Source organism: Halobaculum sp. MBLA0143 (assembly GCF_041361465.1).
Classification (GTDB): domain Archaea; phylum Halobacteriota; class Halobacteria; order Halobacteriales; family Haloferacaceae; genus JAHENP01.
The window spans coordinates 967310-980863 of record NZ_JBGKAC010000001.1; the positions used below are offsets into that span (position 1 = coordinate 967310).

General features: G+C 70.2%; 16 protein-coding genes. 7 read left to right on the forward strand and 9 right to left on the reverse strand.

Annotated elements, in window-relative coordinates; genetic code table 11:
* Positions 1 to 97: 97 nt before the first annotated feature.
* Positions 98 to 1996 carry an ATP-binding protein gene (locus RYH79_RS05045; RefSeq protein ID WP_370896851.1) on the reverse strand — a complete coding sequence of 633 codons (1899 nt, stop codon included), beginning with the start codon at positions 1994 to 1996 and terminating at the stop codon, positions 98 to 100.
* A gap of 100 nt (positions 1997 to 2096) precedes the next feature.
* Between RYH79_RS05045 and RYH79_RS05050 the strand changes: the two genes are divergently transcribed.
* Together RYH79_RS05050 and RYH79_RS05055 are read left to right on the forward strand one after the other, a co-directional pair.
* On the forward strand, positions 2097 to 3842 hold the full coding sequence (locus RYH79_RS05050; RefSeq protein WP_370896853.1) for a TraB/GumN family protein: 1746 nt from the start codon (positions 2097 to 2099) through the stop codon (positions 3840 to 3842).
* Positions 3839 to 4492 (forward strand): zinc metalloprotease, encoded by a 654-nt coding sequence (locus RYH79_RS05055; RefSeq protein ID WP_370896854.1) that lies wholly within the window; start codon positions 3839 to 3841, stop codon positions 4490 to 4492. The genes RYH79_RS05050 and RYH79_RS05055 overlap by 4 nt, the downstream gene beginning before the upstream one ends.
* Here RYH79_RS05055 and RYH79_RS05060 read toward each other — a convergent pair.
* From RYH79_RS05060 to RYH79_RS05070, 3 genes are read right to left on the reverse strand one after another with little or no spacing between them, the layout of a single operon-like run.
* Positions 4479 to 5168 (reverse strand): energy-coupling factor transporter transmembrane component T family protein, encoded by a 690-nt coding sequence (locus RYH79_RS05060; protein WP_370896856.1) that lies wholly within the window; start codon positions 5166 to 5168, stop codon positions 4479 to 4481. The two genes, RYH79_RS05055 and RYH79_RS05060, sit on opposite strands and share 14 nt — an antisense overlap.
* Entirely contained in the window at positions 5165 to 5869 is a 705-nt protein-coding gene (locus RYH79_RS05065; RefSeq protein WP_370900777.1) for an energy-coupling factor ABC transporter ATP-binding protein, read from the reverse strand. The genes RYH79_RS05060 and RYH79_RS05065 overlap by 4 nt, the downstream gene beginning before the upstream one ends.
* Positions 5870 to 5917: 48 nt before the next feature.
* Positions 5918 to 6502 (reverse strand): biotin transporter BioY, encoded by a 585-nt coding sequence (locus RYH79_RS05070; protein ID WP_370896858.1) that lies wholly within the window; start codon positions 6500 to 6502, stop codon positions 5918 to 5920.
* A gap of 134 nt (positions 6503 to 6636) precedes the next feature.
* On the opposite strand from RYH79_RS05070, the gene RYH79_RS05075 reads away from it, so the two are divergent.
* Together RYH79_RS05075 and RYH79_RS05080 are read left to right on the forward strand one after the other, a co-directional pair.
* Positions 6637 to 7587 (forward strand): AAA family ATPase, encoded by a 951-nt coding sequence (locus RYH79_RS05075; protein ID WP_370896860.1) that lies wholly within the window; start codon positions 6637 to 6639, stop codon positions 7585 to 7587.
* Positions 7588 to 7857: 270 nt separating this feature from the next.
* Positions 7858 to 8253: a TRAM domain-containing protein gene (locus RYH79_RS05080; protein ID WP_370896862.1), complete on the forward strand. Its 396-nt coding sequence runs from the start codon at positions 7858 to 7860 to the stop codon at positions 8251 to 8253.
* Here the strand turns inward: RYH79_RS05080 and RYH79_RS05085 are convergent, their stop codons facing one another.
* The 3 genes from RYH79_RS05085 to RYH79_RS05090 all read right to left on the reverse strand — a co-directional run bounded on the left by RYH79_RS05085 (position 8254) and on the right by RYH79_RS05090 (position 9886).
* Positions 8254 to 8958, reverse strand: coding sequence for a class I SAM-dependent methyltransferase (locus tag RYH79_RS05085; protein WP_370896864.1), 705 nt, complete (start codon positions 8956 to 8958; stop codon positions 8254 to 8256).
* Between the two features lie 4 nt (positions 8959 to 8962).
* On the reverse strand, positions 8963 to 9415 hold the full coding sequence (locus RYH79_RS18065; protein WP_489753347.1) for an HVO_A0114 family putative DNA-binding protein: 453 nt from the start codon (positions 9413 to 9415) through the stop codon (positions 8963 to 8965).
* 78 nt (positions 9416 to 9493) lie between these two features.
* Entirely contained in the window at positions 9494 to 9886 is a 393-nt protein-coding gene (locus RYH79_RS05090) for a PPOX class F420-dependent oxidoreductase (protein WP_370896866.1), read from the reverse strand.
* A gap of 224 nt (positions 9887 to 10110) precedes the next feature.
* Between RYH79_RS05090 and RYH79_RS05095 the strand changes: the two genes are divergently transcribed.
* Together RYH79_RS05095 and RYH79_RS05100 are read left to right on the forward strand one after the other, a co-directional pair.
* The gene (locus tag RYH79_RS05095; protein ID WP_370896868.1) at positions 10111 to 10383 is read left to right on the forward strand and encodes a MarR family transcriptional regulator; all 273 of its coding nucleotides are present in this window, start codon (positions 10111 to 10113) and stop codon (positions 10381 to 10383) included.
* A 61-nt stretch (positions 10384 to 10444) separates the two neighbouring features.
* Positions 10445 to 11350, forward strand: a complete 906-nt coding sequence (locus tag RYH79_RS05100) for a glycosyltransferase family 2 protein (protein ID WP_370896870.1) — start codon at positions 10445 to 10447, stop codon at positions 11348 to 11350.
* Here RYH79_RS05100 and RYH79_RS05105 read toward each other — a convergent pair whose 3' ends face one another.
* On the reverse strand, positions 11351 to 12178 hold the full coding sequence (locus RYH79_RS05105; protein ID WP_370896872.1) for an amidohydrolase family protein: 828 nt from the start codon (positions 12176 to 12178) through the stop codon (positions 11351 to 11353).
* Between the two features lie 112 nt (positions 12179 to 12290).
* Here RYH79_RS05105 and RYH79_RS05110 point away from each other — a divergent pair, with 112 nt between their 5' ends.
* Positions 12291 to 12812: a DUF8526 domain-containing protein gene (locus tag RYH79_RS05110; protein WP_370896874.1), complete on the forward strand. Its 522-nt coding sequence runs from the start codon at positions 12291 to 12293 to the stop codon at positions 12810 to 12812.
* Here RYH79_RS05110 and RYH79_RS05115 read toward each other — a convergent pair.
* Complete coding sequence (locus RYH79_RS05115) at positions 12809 to 13507, reverse strand: ArsR/SmtB family transcription factor (RefSeq protein WP_370896876.1); 699 nt, start codon at positions 13505 to 13507, stop codon at positions 12809 to 12811. The two genes, RYH79_RS05110 and RYH79_RS05115, sit on opposite strands and share 4 nt — an antisense overlap.
* Between the last annotated feature and the right edge of the window lie 47 nt (positions 13508 to 13554).

Here is a 13554-nt window from a genome sequence, read left to right on the forward strand (position 1 = left end):
TCGTCGGTACGCGCCGAGGTGACAAAACCACACCGTCGACCCCGAGAGGTGAGCCGCTCCCGTGCCGGACGACACGTGTCGCGGGTCGAGTCGCAGGTCAGTCCCCGTGGCGGACGACACACACCGGGAGCCCGGTCAGTTCCACCGGCTCGGAGTTGTCCGGACTGTACACCACCATCTGCCCGGTCTCCATGTACGGCACCTTCGACGCGAGCGACGGCGGGACGTTGACGCTGTCGATGGCGTCCTCGTCGCCGAGGTTGAGCACGAGTCGGGTGTTCACCTGTTTGAACACGGAGTCGGCGATGTCCTGTGGGTCTTGGGTGACGAGAAACAGCCCGAGTCGTTCCTTGCGGCCCTGTTTGGCGGCCTCCGTGAACGTCTGGATCACCTTCCGGGCCTGGACCGTCTCGGCGTCCGTGAGGAAGTTGTGGGCCTCGTCCATCCCGAGCACGAGCGGGGTCTCGGCGATCCGGTCGCTCCCGGGGTCGTTCGACAGTTTGTCGTCGACGAGCAGCGTCGCCACTGCGAGCACGAACGTCTCCTTCGCTCGCGAGGTGGAGAGGTGGTACGTCGGCACGACCGTCACGCCGCCCGGGCGGACGAGCTCCGTGTCCAGCTCCGTGATCGGACGGGCGTCCTGGTCGAAGATCCCTCGCGGGACCGATCGGACCCGGCGCGTCACGGCGTCGAACGTCGCCTCGTGGACTCGGCCTCGCTCGTCGAGCTCCTCGCGCAGCGCGGGGTCGTCCAGGAACCGGAGGAACTCCTCGTAGGTGCCGTCGTCGTAGTTGCGGAAGAACCGGTCGAGCAGGTGCCGGAGCGCGCCGTACTGGTTGTCGTTGAGCGAGGCGCCGGCGATCAGCCACGGCATGTCGTACTCGTCGACGACGGAGAAAGGGATCGTGAACGGCACCTGTTCGGCGCGGTGAGCGTCGCCGGAGTAGGAGACGCCCGCCTCCTGCGGGACGAGCGCGAGCGTGTCGTCGTGGCCACCGTAGGCGATGTCCTCTCGGTCGAGCCGGCGAGCCCAGTCGTCGCCGACGGCCGGGTTGTCGTCGTGGAGCTGGGCGTACTCGTCTTGCGGGTCGAACACGACGACCGCAGTCTGGGCGTCCCGACCGTCGTCCATCTCGTAGCGCCGCCCGACGTACTGTCTGAGGACGTTCTTCGCGGCGTGGGTCTTGCCCGACCCCGTGCCGCCGGCCACGAGCGTGTGCCGGAACACGAGCGGGTCGCCGGCCTCGTCGGCGTCGTCCAGTCGGTAGTCCACCGTCGGTGGCCGTGTCGCCGTCTTCACCTTCTCGCCGCCGACGGAGAGGTGTCCGAGGAACACCCCCTCCGTCGGGATGTCCAAGCCGGTCTTGATCTGGTCTGCGTCCGTCGCCTCCCGGACGGTCGCGCCGGGCTTGGGAACCCGGTCGACCATCCGCCGGGAGAGCCCGCCGTCTTCCGGGAACAACACCGCGCCGGGCTCCAACTCCGCGAGGAACTTGTAGTCGCGCTCGTCGAAGGCGTCGCCGTCGGTGAGCCGCCGGCGGGTGGTCAGCTGGGTAGCGTCGTCCGTCTGGAACTCTTGGGCGTACTCCAGCCCGGTGATGCGAGCGAACAGCTCTTCGTCGTCCGGGTACGGCACGATCAGGTACCGCCCCAGTCGGACGGACTCCCGGTTGCCCGCCTCCACGAACGCCCGCAGCGTGGTGTCTTCGCCGTCCTCCGTCACCCGGAGTCCACCGGAGACGACGACGGAGCCGACGGCGTCTGCGGACTGCCCGCCCGTCGGCTCCACGCCGTCGTACTCCCCGAACTGGTCGTCGTCCGCCTCCGTCACCCCGCCGTCGGCGGTCGACGGCGTGTCACGCCCGCCCCCTCCGTCGTGCCCGTCGCGCTCGGTGTCGTCGCCGTCACCGGCGGGCTCGTCGCCGTCTCGCGGTCCCTCGTCGTCGCCCGCGAACTGTTCGAAGTTGCCCAGATCCGAGTTCCCGCTGTCTGTCACGACACGCGATTGGTCCCCTACCGAGGTAAATGGTTGCCGCACTGGTCGTTTCCTCCAGACTCCGACAAGGGTAAACCCCGCCACGAGGTAGACGGGAGCGATGAGCGACGGGTCACTCGAAGACACGCCGACGCCGGACGACACGGCGGCTGCCCCGGCGCCGTCGAACCCGGCCGGCGAGGGCGACGTGACGGTCGTCGGCACCGCACACGTCTCCCAGGAGTCCGTCACGGAGGTCGAAGACACTCTGGCGGAGGAACGCCCCGACATCGTCGCGGTGGAGCTCGACGAGGGGCGGTACCGACAGATGCGCGGCGGGACCCCCGACGACTTGGAGCCGGGGGACCTGCTGGGCGGCAACACCGTGTTCCAGTTTCTGGCCTACTGGATGCTGTCGTACGTCCAGAGCCGGATGGGCGACCGGTTCGACATCGAGCCCGGGGCAGAACAGCTCGCGGCGATCGAGACCGCAGAGGAACTCGGCGTCGGGGTCGCCCTGGTCGACCGAGAGATCGACACGACGATCCAACGGTTCTGGGCGCGGCTCGGGCTCGTCGCCAAGTTCCGGATGCTCGGCGGGCTCGCCTTCGGGGTGACCGACCCCCGGATCGCTGGCGTGACGTTCGGGCTGGCCGCCGGGCTGTTCCTGGGCCCGCTGATCGGTGTGTTCGGCGGTAGCCTCGGGATCGGCGCCGGCGTGCTCGGCGTGGCGGCGACCGCCGCGCTCGCGGCCGGCGTCGCCGGCTACCTCGGGGTCGAACTCGTCTCGGCGTTCGGCGACGCGCTCCCCGGGGTACGTTCCTCGGACGACCTGCTCGCGGGCGGGCTGATCGGCGCCGGCGCGGCCGTGTTCGTCGCCGTCTCCGGCGTCGGTGTCGAGTTGGTGACCGGCACGCTCGGCGGCTTCCCGGTGACGGCGGTCGGCTCGCTGTCGCTCGGGATCACCGCCGGCGTCGCCGTCGGAACGCTCGCGGGTGTCCTCGTCGACGCGCTCGGCGTCGGACTCGCAGAGGAGGCCGACGAGGAGCTCGAGGAGTTCGACCCCGCGGAGCTGACGGACGGCGACGTGGTGTCGGCGATGATGGAGGAGTTCCGCGCGTTCTCGCCGGGCGGCGCGGAGGCGTTGATCGACGAACGCGACGCCTACATCGCGCACAACCTCGTCGACCTCCGGGAGGCGGGCTACGACGTGGTCGCGGTCGTGGGTGCGGGTCACCGCGCCGGCGTGGAGTCGTACCTCGAAGACCCGAGCGGGCTGCCGGCGATGGAGTCGCTCGTCGGCGAGGCCGACTCCGGTGGCGTGCCGTGGGGGAAGCTGATCGGCTTCGGGATCACCGCCGCCTTCGTCGGCTTCTTCGTCCTGCTCGCGATGGCGGGCGTCCGGAACACGGAGCTGTTGCGGCTGTTCGCGGCGTGGTTCCTCATCAACGGCGTGTTCGCGGCCGGGCTGGCGAAGCTGGCGGGCGCGCGGTGGCGGTCGGCGGGCGTCGGCGGGCTCGTCGCCTGGATGACCTCGGTCAACCCGTTGCTCGCACCCGGGTGGTTCACGGGCTACGTGGAACTGCGCCACCTCACCGTCAACGTCTCCGACGTCGGCACGCTGAACGAACTGTTGTCCGACGAGACGCGACCGCTCCGGGAGATCGTCGCCGACATGTTGGACGTCCCGTTGTTCCGGCTGATCGTCGTCGTCGCCATGACGAACGTCGGCAGCGTGATCGCCAGCGTGCTGTTCGCGGCGTACGTTCTGCCGGCGTTCTCGGCGTCGTTGGACGCCGGCGTGGCGGAGCTGATGGTCCGCGGGGCGCGAAACAGCGCCGAACTGTTGTGGGGGGCGGTGGCGTGAGCGGGCGGACGGCCGCGGCCGTCCAGTTCTCTCGGCGGGAACTCGCCGACCTGGCGGTCGCCTGGATCGCCCTGAGTGTCGCATTCGGCGTGTTCTTCTACGGCGGCGGACGGCTGGTCGCGGAGACGCTCCGGGCCGGCCGGATCGGTCCGCTCGTCGAGATTACGACCCTATCGGCGCTGACGGCGGGAGTCGGTTTCCTGTTGCACGAACTCGGCCACAAGGTCGTCGCCGTCCGGTTCGGCCAACGGGCCGCCTTCCGGGCGGACTACGGGATGCTGTTCCTGGCGGTCGTGTCCGCGCTCGCGGGGTTCCTGTTCGCGGCTCCGGGTGCGGTCCACCACAGCGGCCGGATCACCCGCCGGGAGCACGGCCTGATCGCGCTGGCCGGTCCGGTCGTCAACCTCGGGCTGGCGGCGTTGTTCTGTGGGCTGTGGATCGGCGGCGGCGCCGCCGACGTGACGATCCTCAGACAGATCGGTCAGTGGGGGCTGGCGGTCAACCTCGCGCTGGCGGCGTTCAACATGCTGCCGTTCGGCCCGTTGGACGGCGCGACGATCCGCGACTGGAGCACAGTCGTCTGGGTGGCGGTGACGCTGCCGGCCGTCGGGCTGGCGGCGTTGGTGTTGCTGGAGCTCAACCTCCTGTAGCCGGGAGCACCGCCAGCGCAACCAACCCGGCCGCGACCCCGAGCCCGACGGCGTCGGCCGGACCGAATCGGAGCCTGGGGAGCGTCGGGTTCCAGGCGAGACACCGCACTCGGAGCGCGTCGGCCAGCCGGTCGGCCCGGCGGAGCGTCCGGACGAGACTCGTCGCCGTGAGCAGCCGCATCCGGTCGGCCAGGGGGCGTTCGGCGCCGAGTCGCAGCCGCATCGCCGCCCGGGTGGCCCGAAGCTCCCGGCGGATCAACGGGAGAAACCGGAACACGAGCCCGAGCGCGACCCCCAGGAGCCGTCCGGCACGGCCGGGGACGAGCCGTTGGACGGCCGCCTCCGACTCCCGGACGGGGGTCGTCCGGACGTACAGCGCGCCGACCGCGAGCAAGAGGAGGGTGCGGTAGCTCGCCAACGCCGGCCCGACGGCGTCCCCGGGGACGAGCCACGGCTCGCCCAGTCGGGCGGCCGCGAACGCCGGCCCGACGACCAGGAACGGGGTGAGGAAGACGTACGGCCGCAGGAGCGCGACCGGCGACACGCCGACCGAGAAGACGGCGACGGCGACGAGCACGGTCGCGGTCGCCAGTCCCCGTGGCGTGGTGTGAGCGAAGACGGCCGCCGCGAACCCGGCCTGGAGTGCCAGCTTCGTCCGGGGGTCCAGCCGACTCACGGCTCTGGAACGGCGACTCCCAGCTCGGGCAGTCGGTCGCGGACGGCGGCGGGTGGGCCGGACGCGGCGACACGCCCGTCCGCGAGAACGGTGACACAGTCGACGGCCGAGAGCAGTCCACGGAGCTCGTGGGTGACGACGACGACGGTCGTCTCCGTGGCTGCGAGGTCGCGGACGTGTCCCAGCACGGCCTCGCGTGCGGGGGCGTCCAGCCCGACGAACGGCTCGTCTAAGATCAGGTGGTCCGGCTCCATCGCCAGGACGCCGGCGAGCGCCACCCGGGCGCGCTCGCCGCCCGAGAGCTCCGTCACCCGTTCCGTGCGGCGGTCGGTCATCCCGACCGTCTCCAGCGCCGTCGTCACGCGGGCGTCGACCGCCTCGGGGGTGAGGCCGAGATTCTCCGGGCCGAACGCCACGTCGGCACCGACGGTGGCGGCGACGAGTTGGTCGCGGGGGTTCTGGAACACGACACCGACGGCCGTCCGGACGGCCGTCGGCTCCTCTGTCGGGTCGTGGCCGTCGACGACGACGCGGCCGGCGTCCGGCGTCTCCAGCCCGACGAACAGTCGGACGAGAGTAGACTTCCCGGAGCCGTTCGGCCCGGCCAGCAGCCGGAACTGTCCGTCCGGGACGGACAACGACAGCCCGTCCAAGACGGGCTCGGTGTCGCCGTCTCGATCACCGTCCGGCGGCGCCAACAGGGAGCCGCCGTCGTAGCCGAACACGACGCCGTCGGCGCGCAACACGGCTCAGGCGGCCGCGATGGTGTCGCTGCGGACGATCCCGACGGCGGCGACGATCTTGACGGCCTCCATCGGCAGGAAGGCGACGACGCCGGCGGAGAAAGCGCCCGCGAGCCCGTAGTCGCCGAACAGCATCAGCCCGGCGACGCCGCCCCCGTAGACGACCGCGGTCGCCGCCAGCATCCCGGCGACGAGTGTCGTCGTGGACGCACGCCGGAAGTCACGCAGCCGCGGGCCGCGGTGGACGACGGCACCGACGGCGGCGGCCGCGAACGGGTACGCCAGGAGGTACCCCCCGGTCGGACCCAGCAACGCGCCGAGTCCGGCGGAGCCGCCCGCGAACACCGGAACGCCGACCACGCCCGCCAGGAGGTAGACGGAGAGCGAGAACCCACCCCACAGCGGCCCGAGCATGATCCCGGCGAGGAACACGCCGAGCACCTGGAGCGTGACCGGGATCCCGGGAGCCAACGGGTTCGGGAAGGAGACGTACGCGAACCCGCCCATCAGCGCGGCGAACAGTGCCGTTCGGGCGAGGTTGGCGACCACCTCGTCCCCGACTGGATCGACCGACTCGTGCTCTGTCGACATACTGGGTCGTCCGCAGGAGCACCGATTAACGTTACGGAACGTCGAGTGGTTCGACAGCCGTCGTGACTCGGGCGAGATTCGCGCCGATCGGGGGTGGCCCAAGCTTGAAGAGGTGAGGGTGTGCCGAGAGGAACGTGAATCCACAAGAGGCCTCGCGGGTCGCCGGGAGCGTGTTAGACGAGGTGGGCGGTGCGGTGATCGCACGGCGGCGGTTCCTGGCGACGGTGTTGACGGGCGTGGTCGCGGGCGGGCACGTTCTGTTGGAGGACGTCCCCGGCACCGGAAAGACGCTGACGGCGCGCAGCCTCGCGGGTGCGCTCGGGCTGTCGTTCAAACGCATCCAGTTCACCCCGGATCTGTTGCCGGGGGACATCACCGGGTCGAACGTGTACGACGAGGCCACCGGGGGGTTCGACTTCGCTCCCGGGCCCATCTTCGCCAACATCGTCTTAGCCGACGAGATCAACCGCGCGCCGCCGAAGACGCAGGCGGCGTTGTTGGAGGCGATGGGGGAGAGCCAGGTGTCGGTCGACGGGGAGACCCACCCGTTGCCGGAGCCGTTCTTCGTGATCGCGACCCAGAACCCGGTAGACCAGGAGGGCACCTTCGGGCTGCCGGAGGCGCAGCGGGACCGGTTCACCGTGAAGACGGCCATCGGCTACCCGGACCGGGACGGCGAGCGGGAGCTGCTGGACCGCCGGGCCGACCGCTCGGCGTCGATCCCGACGGTGTCGCGCGTGACGGACGACGAGCAGGTGACGGCGCTGCGGCAGGTGCCGGAGCGCGTCCGGGTGAGCGAGCCCGTTCGGGACTACGTCGTGGACCTGGGGCGGGCGACCCGCGAGGATCGGCGCGTGGACGTGGGGGTGTCACCGCGGGGGATCCAACACCTGTTCGAGGTGGCGCGGGCGTTCGCGGCGGTCCAGGGCCGGGAGTACGTCGTCCCGGACGACGTGAAACGGATGCTCCGGCCGGTGTTCACCCACCGGCTCGTGTTGACGGCCGACGCGGAGATTGAGGGAGTCGGACCGGGGGACGTGATCGAGAGCGTCGCGGACAGTGTTCCGGTGCCGTCGGGAGAGTGAGCGTCGGGGCCGGAGCGGGCCCGGTGCCGTCGGGAGAGTGAGCGTCGGGGCCGGAGCGGGCCCGGTGCCGTCGGGAGAGTGAGCGTCGGCGCCGGAGTGGACCCGGTGCCGTCGGGAGAGTGAGCGTCGGGGCCGGAGCGGGCCCGGTGCCGTCGGGAGAGTGAGCGTCGGCGCCGGAGTGGACCCGGTGCCGTCGGAGGAGTGAGAACTGCTCCCGTCGGTAACTATATGACGCCGCCCGGACAACGTCGCTGCCGGAGGTCTACTCGCGTGGAAATCTCCGACGAACTCATCTGTCTGTTCAGCGCCGAGATCGAGACAAACGGCGACAGCTACGTCGTCGAGGTACCACGCCGCGAGGTCGAGACCGGGAGCGTCCAGCCCGGCGAGACCCACCGCGTGGCTCTGATCGAACGCTCCGAGTCGGACGACACCGACGACGGAGGCGAGTCGACGGACGACGGTCCACAGCCCCCGGTCGACCAGGGGGAGATCCGGTACGTCGAGGTGGAGGACCTCGGCAAGCAGGGCGACGGGATCGCCCGCGTCGAGCGGGGGTACGTCATCATCGTCCCGGGTGCCGAGGTCGGCGAACGGGTGAAGATCGAGATCACCGAGGTGAAGTCGAACTTCGCCGTCGGCGAGATCATCGAGGAGGACCTGTAGCTACACCTCGACCGTCCAGTAGGAGACGGACGCGAGGTGGTCGCCGACGTTCGTCTCCCCGACGGAGGTGTCGACCGACCGGAACGGCGCCGCCACCCCGTTGGGGAGCTTCCTGTAGAAGCCGTACGGGAACACGAAGTCGTGTGCGGCAGAACGCAGCTCCAGGTCCGCCTCCGCGACCAGCCCGCGGACCTCCTCTTCGGAGTAGAGCCGCGACCCCATCGGGAGCGCCCAGTTGTACAACACCCGCAGCGAACTGCCGACGAACGTGTCGAAGAACACCGTCTCCTCGGCGACCCGCGCGAGCTCTCGGAGGTAGCCTGCGGGGTCGTCCGCGAGGTGGAAGAAACGCATCGCCACGACCGCGTCGAAGTAGTCGTCCGGGAACGGGAGCCGGCCGGCGTCCCCGCGGAGAAACTCGATCCGGTCTGCCACGCCCGCCCGGCGTGCCTTCTGTCTGCCCTGTGTGAGCATCGCGTCGGAGATGTCCAACCCGGTCACGTCCGCGCCTCGTTCGGCCAGCATCACGGTGAACCGGCCGGTGCCACAGGCGATCTCTAGAATCCGACGACCCTCGACCGGCCCGACGGCGTCCAACACGGCACGCTTCTCGCGGCGGTCGATCAGTCGCCCGCCGCCGGAGAACCGCTTGTCCTCGTACGCCTGGGCGACAGAGTCGTCCTGGTACCACTCCTGTCCCTTCACGCTGTCACCGATTCCCGCTCGGAGGGTAAAAAACGGTACTGATACGCTCCGAGTACCCGGGGTCCACACGCCGCGTCGGGGGTGAGCCCACCGTCGTCACCCACCCAGACTCACACGATCGGCTCGACGACGAGGTGTTCCCGTGTGAGCCGAGGCCGCTTCGACGCCCGTCGGCGTCGTACGTCACGACTGCGCGTTCGGCGAGCGACGCGAGATCACGACTCACCTGGGCTCTGTCGCGTCCGAGTTCCCGCGCGAGCGCTCGGACGGAGTCGCGGTCGCGCCGACGCAGCTCCTCGACGAAGTTCGGCCGTTCCTCGGTCGACACCTCTCTCGCCCGGTCGAGACGAATCACCTGGACACCCTCTATCCCGCCGCGGGCGAGTGTACGGGCCGTCTCCGCACGGCGTCCGCTGCGGGTGTCGTCGGTGTCTCCGTCTCGGGTCTCTGTGGTCACGTGTCGTCTCCTCTACCGTCGTGTATCGACCACAAGGGTACAGTGTTCGGCGAGGACCGACCCGCGCACCGCCCCTCTTCACCCGCTCGTCGCCACCCGGTCCGCCGGAATCCTGACGATCACGCGCGCACCGGACTCTTCGCCGTGGTGTGGGTACTCCTCGACACCCATGTACTGGCGGGCGAGCTCGTCGATGTGGTCGTCTGCCCCCTCGTCGATCAGCTCCGCCTCGCCGCGGACGGAGACGTAGCGGTACGGGTCGTCCGGGTCCAACACGGACACTCCGACCTTCGGGTTCGCCTCGACGTTCCGCGTCTTCTGTCGACCGCGGGCCGTGTTGCACAACACGGCCTCGCGGCCGTCGTGGTCCACCCACACCGGGGTGACCTGTGGAGTGCCGTCCGGCATCACGGTCGCCAGGTGGGCGTACGACTCCGCCTGCAGGATGTCGACGTGTGACTCTGGAATCACACTGTCCGGTGTGTGGGCGGCGTGTTGAAGCTTGTCGACCCGGCACGCCGCCCGGCAGTATCTGTCACAGCCGCCAGAGCCAGTTGACACCCGCCCGTAACGCCGTACGAGAGCCCTCTCCGAATCAAGAGAAACAGAGTGTCCTTATACGCCCTTCCACAGTTCGGAGTAGACTTGACAATATGGGGGTAACCTTTACCAGCGGTCACCGGCTCCGCTGGGGTATGAGTACGAGTCGCGCGGAGACGCAGCCCGAAGACCGGCTGACCGACGAAGAGTACCGCGACCGGCTGCGCGAGCTGCCGCCCAGCGCGAAGCTAGTGGCGAAGGTGCTGGAGGACGCGACCCCGTTGTCACAGGGGCAGCTGGCCGAGGAGACGCTGCTGCCGGACCGGACGGTCCGGTACGCGCTCAACCGGCTGGAGGAGACGGGGATCGTCGGCTCGCGGTACTCCTTCGAGGACGCCCGCAAGCAGGTGTACTACCTCAACACGTAAGCTCGTTCTCGCCGAGAGTGTCCGACACAGTTTTTCGGCGCGGGTTCCCATAGACGGCAGAATGGAGCTTTCCGTCGTGGTCCCGACGCTCAACGGACGGGACCGCCTCGCGGCGACACTCGACGCCCTGACAGCCGAGGCGCCCGAGGCCGAGGTGGTCGTCGTCAACGGGCCCTCGGCCGACGGAACGACCGGGATGGTGCGGGACCGCGACGACGTGGCGACGCTCGTGGAGGTGTCCGAACGCAACGTCAACGTCGCCCGCAACGCCGGACTCGCGGCCGCGACCGGGGAGGCAGTCGCAGTCGTCGGTGACGACCACCACGTCGTCGACGGCTGGGCGTCGGCAGTCCGGTCGGCCGTCGACGGTGGTGCCCGCGTCGTCACCGGTCCCTGCCGACGCGAGGTTCGCGGCGGGGCGACCAGCGAGTCGCCAGAGCGGACGGACCTGGGCGACCGGGAGGTGACGTACTTCCACGGCGACAACGTCGTGTTCGACGCCGCCACCGTCGACCGGCTGGACGGGTTCGACGAGTACCTCCAGACCGGCGGCGCCCGCGACGCCGCTCACCGGCTCGCCGGTCTGGGCGTGACGGTGACGTGGGAGCCGGCTGCGGCGACCGTCACGCGGGTCGAGGCGGTCGACGGCGGCCGCGAGCAACGAGACTGGCGGTGGCGCTACCGCGCGCTGGCCTACCGGCTCGTGAAGAACTACGGCTTCCGGCCGACCGCGCTGTGGCCCCTCCTCCGGCACGCCGTCGTCGACGCCGGCGAGGCCGGCGCGGGCGTCCTCCGGGGTGAGGGGTCGCCCACGGAGTGGTTCGGCAACGGCCGCGACGTGCTCGTGGGGCTCTCGACGGGAATCTCTCACGGGCTCGTCGCTCGGGCGAAGGATCGGTCGTCGGCCCGCAACCCGAACGGACTCAGCGGGCGGCGCGACCGTGCGGTCGCCGTTCACCGGGAGTAGCTACCCCCCGCCGGGCGCCAGCTCCGAGACGACCCGCGCTGGGTTCTTCGAGAACGTGCGCCGGAGGTGGTCTTCCGACACGTCCAGCGTCAACACCTCCATGACCCCCACGTCCGGGTGGGTGTCGGGAGCGCCGGAGCCGAACACGATCCGATCGGGGTGTTCCAACACCCCCCGCTCCAGGAGGTCGCGGTACCGGACGAACGCGGTGTCGAGGTACACCTCGTCGTGCTCGTCTAGGAGGTCGATCCCGTCGTGCATCAGCGACCGGTCGAGCGGGAAGCCGCCGAACGACGACAGGATCACCGGGAAGTCGTACGACAGCAGCGTCTCGGCGACGCTGTCGGGCGGGAAACGGTCGCCCGCGGCCACCTGGACGGGAGCGCTGGCGTCGTCGATCACGGCCAACACCTCCTCCGTCGGGAGTCCGTCGCGGGCGGGGTCCAGCGAGAAGCCGACGAAGCGGTCGTCGTAGGCGTACTGTTCTGCGTCCTCCGGGTCTGTGTGGTGGTCGGCGGGCGACGACGCGAGGTTGCGGAGCCGCGCGGCGGCGGTCTCGCTCGGGTCACGCGGCCCGTTCAGTCGTGCGAACGGGAGGAACGGCCGGTCGACGGAGAGACGCGCGACGGCGTTGTTCGCGCGGACGTACCCCTCGCCGCCCGGTCGCGGGCCGGGTGTCACGACACTCCGAACCACACCAGCCTGGTGCATCTCGCGTTGGAGCTCCTCCGGCGACACGTCCCGGCCGACGGAGGCGACGGACTCGGTATCCGGGTCGAGACGCGCGTGGAGGTCGAGAACCCTGTACCCGTGCTCCAGTTCCAACATCGTCTCCGAGGTTCGACAGCCCGCGTCTTAGTAGTTTCAGGTGCGTCCGGCCGTGTCTCGTCGTCCGTGCCGCTGGGAAAGAGCCATACGTCACCCGCTCTCACTGGGAGGTATGAGCGAACGGATGGAGGAACTCCAGGAACTCGCCGACTCGGACCTCCCGGACGAGACGGACGAGGAGGCGTCGACCGGGAGCGACGAGACCGCCGAGACGAGCGGCGGTGGACTCCGCGACCGGCTCCCCGGCCGGCCGTCCCTCTCCGGGTCGTTGTTCGCTCCCCGCCGTTTCCTCCTGGCGCTGGGGCTGGCGGTCGCCGGCTTAGTCGTCGGCGGCGCGATCCCGTTCGTCGGCGTCGTCACCCGGTACGTCGGCCTGTTCGCCGCCGCGTTCGGCTACGGGCTGGTGACGGACGACGGCGCGTACGCAGAAGTGGGGGTCGCGGGTGCCGTCGCGGCCGCGGTGACGCTCGTCTTCGGGACGCTGACGACCGGCGGCTTCGTCCTCGGCGCGGACCTGATCGGTCGCTACGGGATCACGCTCACCGGCGTCGGTGTCGGGATCGGGCTGCTCGTCTCCCTCGTCGGCCACTACTTCGGCCGGGACCTGCGGGCCGGGCTCACACAGGACATCTAGTCACTGACGCGGTAGTGGTCGCCGTCACGCTCCAGCACGCCCGCCTCGACGAGCCGGTCGATCCCGCGGCGGACCTCGCCGGCGGGAGCGTCCACGGCCGCGGTCACTCGTCGTCGGGTGCCGTCCGTCGAGACGACGGCCGCCAGGAGGTCGGCGTGGAACTGAGCGTCCGTCTCCGTCCCGACGGCGGTCTGGAGCCGGTCCAACAGGTCCGCGATCTGGCCCCGTACCCACCGCTGTGCCAGCGACAGTTCGTTCTCCATCTCTCGGAGACGGTCGTACTCGGCGGCCAACTGCCCCACGTCGACGCCGTCGGTGCCGCCGTCTGCCGCCCCAGTGTCGTCCGGATCGTCCGTCTCACCGTCGACGTCGAGCTCGACGTGGGCACACCGGCCGCGAATGTCCATCCCCGGGTTGGCGGGGTAGGCGCTCTTCGTCCCGTACTCGTGGCGGGAGACGGTCACCTCCAGGCGTACGTCCTGTGCGATGTGGAAGTACTTCCGCCGGCTCCCGTCCGTGTGTGACTCGACGAGTCCCGCGTCCTCCAGCTTGCTCAGGTGGTCGATGACGGCCTTCGGCGACACGTCCAGGTACTCTCCGATCTCCGTGACGTAACACGGCTTCCGCGAGAGCAGCCGGAGGATTCGCCTCCGGTTCTCGTTGCCGAGCAGATTGAGCAGCTCCGCGGATTCCATACACGAGAGGTAAGTGATCGACACACTTCAACTGACCGCTCCTGCGG

What these genes read in the sequence shown, in the direction of transcription:
- RYH79_RS05050 (WP_370896853.1), top strand. Translation starts at nt 2,097, where the DNA reads ATGAGCGACGGGTCACTCGAAGACACGCCGACGCCGGACGACACGGCG.
- RYH79_RS05070 (WP_370896858.1), bottom strand. Translation starts at nt 6,502, where the DNA reads ATGTCGACAGAGCACGAGTCGGTCGATCCAGTCGGGGACGAGGTGGTC.
- RYH79_RS05095 (WP_370896868.1), top strand. Translation starts at nt 10,111, where the DNA reads ATGAGTACGAGTCGCGCGGAGACGCAGCCCGAAGACCGGCTGACCGAC.
- RYH79_RS05100 (WP_370896870.1), top strand. Translation starts at nt 10,445, where the DNA reads ATGGAGCTTTCCGTCGTGGTCCCGACGCTCAACGGACGGGACCGCCTC.
- RYH79_RS05105 (WP_370896872.1), bottom strand. Translation starts at nt 12,178, where the DNA reads ATGTTGGAACTGGAGCACGGGTACAGGGTTCTCGACCTCCACGCGCGT.
- RYH79_RS05110 (WP_370896874.1), top strand. Translation starts at nt 12,291, where the DNA reads ATGAGCGAACGGATGGAGGAACTCCAGGAACTCGCCGACTCGGACCTC.
- RYH79_RS05115 (WP_370896876.1), bottom strand. Translation starts at nt 13,507, where the DNA reads ATGGAATCCGCGGAGCTGCTCAATCTGCTCGGCAACGAGAACCGGAGG.